Here is a 4,650-nt window from a genome sequence, read left to right as displayed (position 1 = left end):
CCCTGGTACGGGATAGCCAGTGTGAGACCGACATCGCCCCAGCAGGTTTCGATGACATTCATCAGCGACGACATGTTGCCGCCGTTGACGTTCCCGATGACCTTCGGCTCGTCTCCCCGTCCGAGGGCGGCGCCTGCCGCACCCTTACCGGAGTCGTTGAGTCCCTCGACCATGGCGGCCATGGTGTCGAGTTCCTTGGGGTAGGCGTGCTCCGCGAGATCGTACTTGCGGGAGATCGGCCGGAAGATTTCCGCGGCGACCTGGTGCGCCTGATTCGCGGAGGCTTTGAGCTTCTTGGGAAGTTCGAGGTTGATCATGACAGTTTCCTTAGTTCGAATCCGGCCGCTCAGATCAGGACGATGCCCTCGGCGACGCCGATGGCGCGCAGATCGCGGTACCAGCGCTCCGCGGGGTGTTCCTTGGTGTAACCGTGGCCACCGAGCAGCTGGACGCCGTCGAGGCCGATCTGCATGCCCTTCTCGGACGCCAGCTTTCGGGCGAGGGCCGATTCGCGGGCGAAGGAGAGCCCCTGCTCGGCGCGCGAGGCGCCGCGCAACGTCACCAGACGCAGGCCGTCGAGTTCGATGCCGATGTTCGCGACCATGAACGCGACCGCCTGACGGTTGCTGATCGGTTCGCCGAACGCGACCCGCTCGTTGACGTACGGGATCACGTAGTCGAGGACGGCCTGTCCGGTTCCGACCGCGAGCGACGCCCAGCCCAGGCGGGCGAGCCGGATGGCGTCGGCGTACTCGGCCTTCCGCGCGTCGGCGTCGGCGTCGCCGAGCAGACCCGACTCGGGCACGGCGACGTCGGTGAGGTTGAGCCGGCCGAGGCCCGCGGCGCGCAGCCCCATGCTCGGGTCCGCCTCGACGACGAGTCCCTTCGTGTCGGCCTCGACGATGAAGAAGGAGGGCTTGCCGTCGAGTTCGGCTGCCACGATGAACAGCTCCGACGAAGCGGCGGCGGGAACGAGGCTCTTGACGCCGTTGAGCTTGTAGCCGCTGGGGGAGCGAACCGCCTTGGTCTGCAACGCGAACGGATCGAACAGTGCGCGTGGCTCGTTGACGACCACGGCGGCGTTCGGAACCTGCTCGCCGGTGAACGAGGGCAGGTAGGTCTTCTGCTGGGAGTCGGTGCCCCACTGGGTGAGGGCGACGGCGACGCCGCTCGGCGCGAGGATCGGCAGCGCGAGTCCCATGTCGCCGTGGGCGAGAGCCTCGGCGACGAGGGAGTTGGTGACTGCCCCGCGCTCGCTGGCGGCCCCGTCGAGTTCCTCGGGAACGTTGATGAGGGTGATGCCGAGTTCGGCGGCGCGCTTCACGAGATCCGCCGGGGCCGCCGCGGCGGCGTCGGCGTCGTGGCCCGCGGGTCGCAGGATCTCGGCCGCGAACTCACGCACGGTCTCGACGATCATCTGCTGCTCGTCGCTCGGGGTGAGGTCGAAATAGCCGGCCTTGGCGGTCGGGTTGTCGGGGAGGCGTTTCGGCGCACCGCCTCCGGACACCTTCTGGAACCCGCGGGTCGCGGCGCCGAGCGTCTTGAAGCCGGTCTTCGTGCCTTCGTAGGTCACCCGGTCGATCGTCTGGCGCAGGTTGTACTTCTCGGCAAGATCGGAACCGGTGATCTTGGTCAGCACTCGCATCGCGGCACCCATGGCGTCGCGCTTGACCGGATTCAGGCCGACGGCGGACGTGTCGCGGGGCTTCCGCTTCGCGCTGTCGTTGGGGGCAACAGTGTCTTGCTTGCTCATGATCACCAGCTGTTTCTCGGTGTTCGGGCGTGGACACGATCTATCTTACTCAGCAGTAAGGTGGGTGTCTACTATCGAGTAAGTTCGGGTGCCTGCGACCGTCCGCGGAAGCGTCCGGATCCTGCTCGGGGAGGAGGTGGCGGCGAAACCCTTCACCTACGGTGAAGCGGTGATCGAGATCCCCGCGATTCGTCGGCTCCGTCCCCTCATACGTCTCGCGCCCCTGCTGCTCGTGCCGTTGCTGCTGCTGGCGAGCACGTTCCCCGGCGAGTACCGCGTACCCCCGAGTTACTGGCTGCTCGCGATGACGGYCGCCGTCGTGTTCGCCGCCGGGGGGCGGTGGCCGCTGCCGGTCTCGATCGTCATGTCCGTGCTCGCGGTTCCGATGTTCGCGGCGCACGCCTGGGGGCTCTCCGAACTGGTTCCCTACCTCGGCGCCGTCGCATTGGTCGACGTCGCGATGCGCGCCCGGCGAACGCCGGCGATCCTCGCCGCCACGCTGTGCTGGACGGCGGCGGTGGTGGCGGGTCTCTGGGCGGACTCCTACCGCACGTTCTGGCAGGTGGCCAGCGTCGTGTCCCTCGTGGCGTACGTCGGACTGCCGTTGCTGCTCGGTCTCTATCTGCGCGCGCAGCGCGATCTCGCCGCGACCTACCGCCTGCGCGCCGCCGAAGCCGAATCACGCCGGCTGGAGGACCGGTCCCGCGCCGTGGTCGCCGAGCGCAATGCCCTGGCACGGGAACTGCACGATCTCGTTGCACACCACATGGCGTCGATCGTGCTCCGGATCGGGGTGGCGCAGCACGTGCTGACGGACGTGGACGGCCGCACGAGTTCGGTGCTCGAGGACGTGCACCGCACCGCATCCGATGCCCTCGCCGACATCCGGCGGCTGCTCGTCGCTTTGCGCGATCCCGCGATGGGCGACGTGGCGCTCGTGGAACCCGAAGCGTTGTCGATCGAGATCGCCGCTGCGGTCGACCGCACGAGGGCTGCGGGCTTCCCGGTGTCGGCGCGGATCGACCCGGGCATAGCCCGGCTCGACGCGATCGGCCGGCTGACTCTCCTGCGGGTGGTGCAGGAATCGCTGACGAATGCGATGAGGCACTCCGCTCCCGGTGGCGCCGTGTCCGTGACACTCGAACCGAACGCCGGCGGAACTGCCCTGCGGGTGACCAGCACCGGGCACCGCACCACCCCCGCGGATCGCTCGGAGGGTCACGGCATCATCGGTATGGGTGAACGGGTGGAACTCGCGGGCGGCACCCTCGGAGTGACGGATACCGTGAACGGGTGGGTGGTCGACGCCTGGCTACCCGGTCGTGTCGGCGACGGCACCGGCACGAATGAGGTTGTGGGCCAGTGATACGGGTACTGATAGTCGACGACCAGCGGCTCGTCCGCGCGGGACTGCGGATGTTGTGTGACGCGACGGACGACATCGACGTGGTCGGTGAGGCGTCGAACGGGCTGGAGGCGGTGCGACTCGTGGCGGAGCGCTCACCCGATGTGATCCTGATGGACCTGCGCATGCCGGGACTCGACGGGATCGCGGCGACCCGGCAGGTCGCGAGCTCACATCCCGCAGTGAAGGTTCTGGTCCTCACCACGTTCGACGACGACGACCACTTCTATCCGGCACTGGCCGCGGGGGCTGCCGGATTCCTCGTCAAGGACACCGATCCCGCCGAACTCCTGAACGCGATTCGCCGGACGGCGGCGGGCGACACGATCTTCACTCCCGCGCTGCTCCGCCGCCTCGTCGACCGGGCGCTGGACATCGCACCTCCGGACGGGCAGTCCTCGACGTCGATCGCACTGACGGGGCGGGAACGGGAAGTGCTGACCCTGGTCGGAGAAGGGCTGGGCAATCAGGAGATCGCGGCCCGCCTCTACATCGGTGTCACGACGGTGAAGACGCACGTGGCGAACCTGATGGAGAAGACGGGCTGCGACAACCGGGTTCGGCTGGCCGTGTTCGCCCACACCCGGCTTTAGCCACCGTGGTGGTCGTTCGACGGCATCGCCATCGTCATCGGATCCGGCCGCTGACCGGGCTCCAGGACGAGGAACTGTCCCATCATTCCGCGGTCCTCGTGGAGCAGAAGGTGACAGTGGAACATGTACGGATACGTCGCGTCGGTGTAGTCGGTGAAACGCATCGCCAGCCGGATCTCGGTTCCGGGAGGCGTGTAGACGGTGTCCTTCCAGCCGGCCAGCGCCGGTGGTGGCGGGGAGCCGTCGATGTCGACGATCTGGAATTGCACGTCGTGAACATGGAAGTTGTGTGGCCAGTTGTCGACGTTGCGCACCGTCCACACCTCCGTGGTGCCGACGGCGGGGGAGAAGTCGATGCGGTTCATGTCCATTCGTGCTCCGTTGATCATGAACCACCGCAGTTCGAAACTCCGTTCCGCGGCAGCGGTGGCCGGGTCGAGTCGCGGGACGGCCACCAGCCTGGGCGGAATCGGCCGGGAGGGGAGCGGGCGGCGGTCCGGCCGCAGTTCGAGGATGTCGAACGTATCCTCGAGGCCGTACCCGGCGGCGTCGCCGCGGTCGACGCCGCCCCGGCCCTCTATCGGATGCGAACGCAGCATCACGGTGCGCCCGTCACCCGCTGCGACGACGAGTTCGATCCGTTCGCCCGGACTGACCTGGATCCGGCGAAGGGGCACCGGTTCGCCGAGGAGACCCCCGTCCGTCGCGACCAGGTGGAACTCGCGGTCGTCGGAGAAGCCGAGGTTGTAGAGGCGGCCCGACGAGCCGTTGAGGACACGCAATCGAATCAGCCCGGTAGCGACGGGAAGGTGCGCACCGGCGATTCCGTTGGTGACGATCGTGTCGCCGAGCAGGCCGACGTCCGTCGGGTCCGATTCGTCCAGCGCACCGTCCGCGGT

4 protein-coding genes and 1 pseudogene are annotated in these 4,650 nt (G+C 68.0%); 2 read left to right on the top strand and 3 right to left on the bottom strand.

Going from position 1 to position 4,650, the window contains the following annotated elements; all coding sequences use genetic code 11:
* A pseudogene (locus tag AC1D1G_RS41950) lies at positions 1 to 317 on the bottom strand (acyl-CoA dehydrogenase family protein); the annotation flags it as partial.
* Between the two features lie 29 nt (positions 318 to 346).
* Positions 347 to 1,759 (bottom strand): acyl-CoA dehydrogenase family protein, encoded by a 1,413-nt coding sequence (locus AC1D1G_RS41945; RefSeq protein WP_477956574.1) that lies wholly within the window; start codon positions 1,757 to 1,759, stop codon positions 347 to 349.
* A gap of 130 nt (positions 1,760 to 1,889) precedes the next feature.
* Between AC1D1G_RS41945 and AC1D1G_RS41940 the strand changes: the two genes are divergently transcribed.
* A complete protein-coding gene (locus AC1D1G_RS41940; protein ID WP_477956575.1) occupies positions 1,890 to 3,119 on the top strand; it encodes a sensor histidine kinase in 1,230 nt (409 codons plus the stop codon).
* On the top strand, positions 3,116 to 3,751 hold the full coding sequence (locus tag AC1D1G_RS41935) for a response regulator transcription factor (RefSeq protein WP_477956573.1): 636 nt from the start codon (positions 3,116 to 3,118) through the stop codon (positions 3,749 to 3,751). The genes AC1D1G_RS41940 and AC1D1G_RS41935 overlap by 4 nt, the downstream gene beginning before the upstream one ends.
* On the opposite strand, the gene AC1D1G_RS41930 is transcribed toward AC1D1G_RS41935, so the two are convergent.
* A partial coding sequence (locus AC1D1G_RS41930) for a multicopper oxidase family protein (RefSeq protein ID WP_477956572.1) occupies positions 3,748 to 4,650 on the bottom strand: 903 nt, incomplete at its 5' end. The two genes, AC1D1G_RS41935 and AC1D1G_RS41930, sit on opposite strands and share 4 nt — an antisense overlap.

Source organism: Rhodococcus sp. P3_B8 (assembly GCF_056402775.1).
This window is presented reverse-complemented; position numbering and strand designations above follow the sequence as displayed.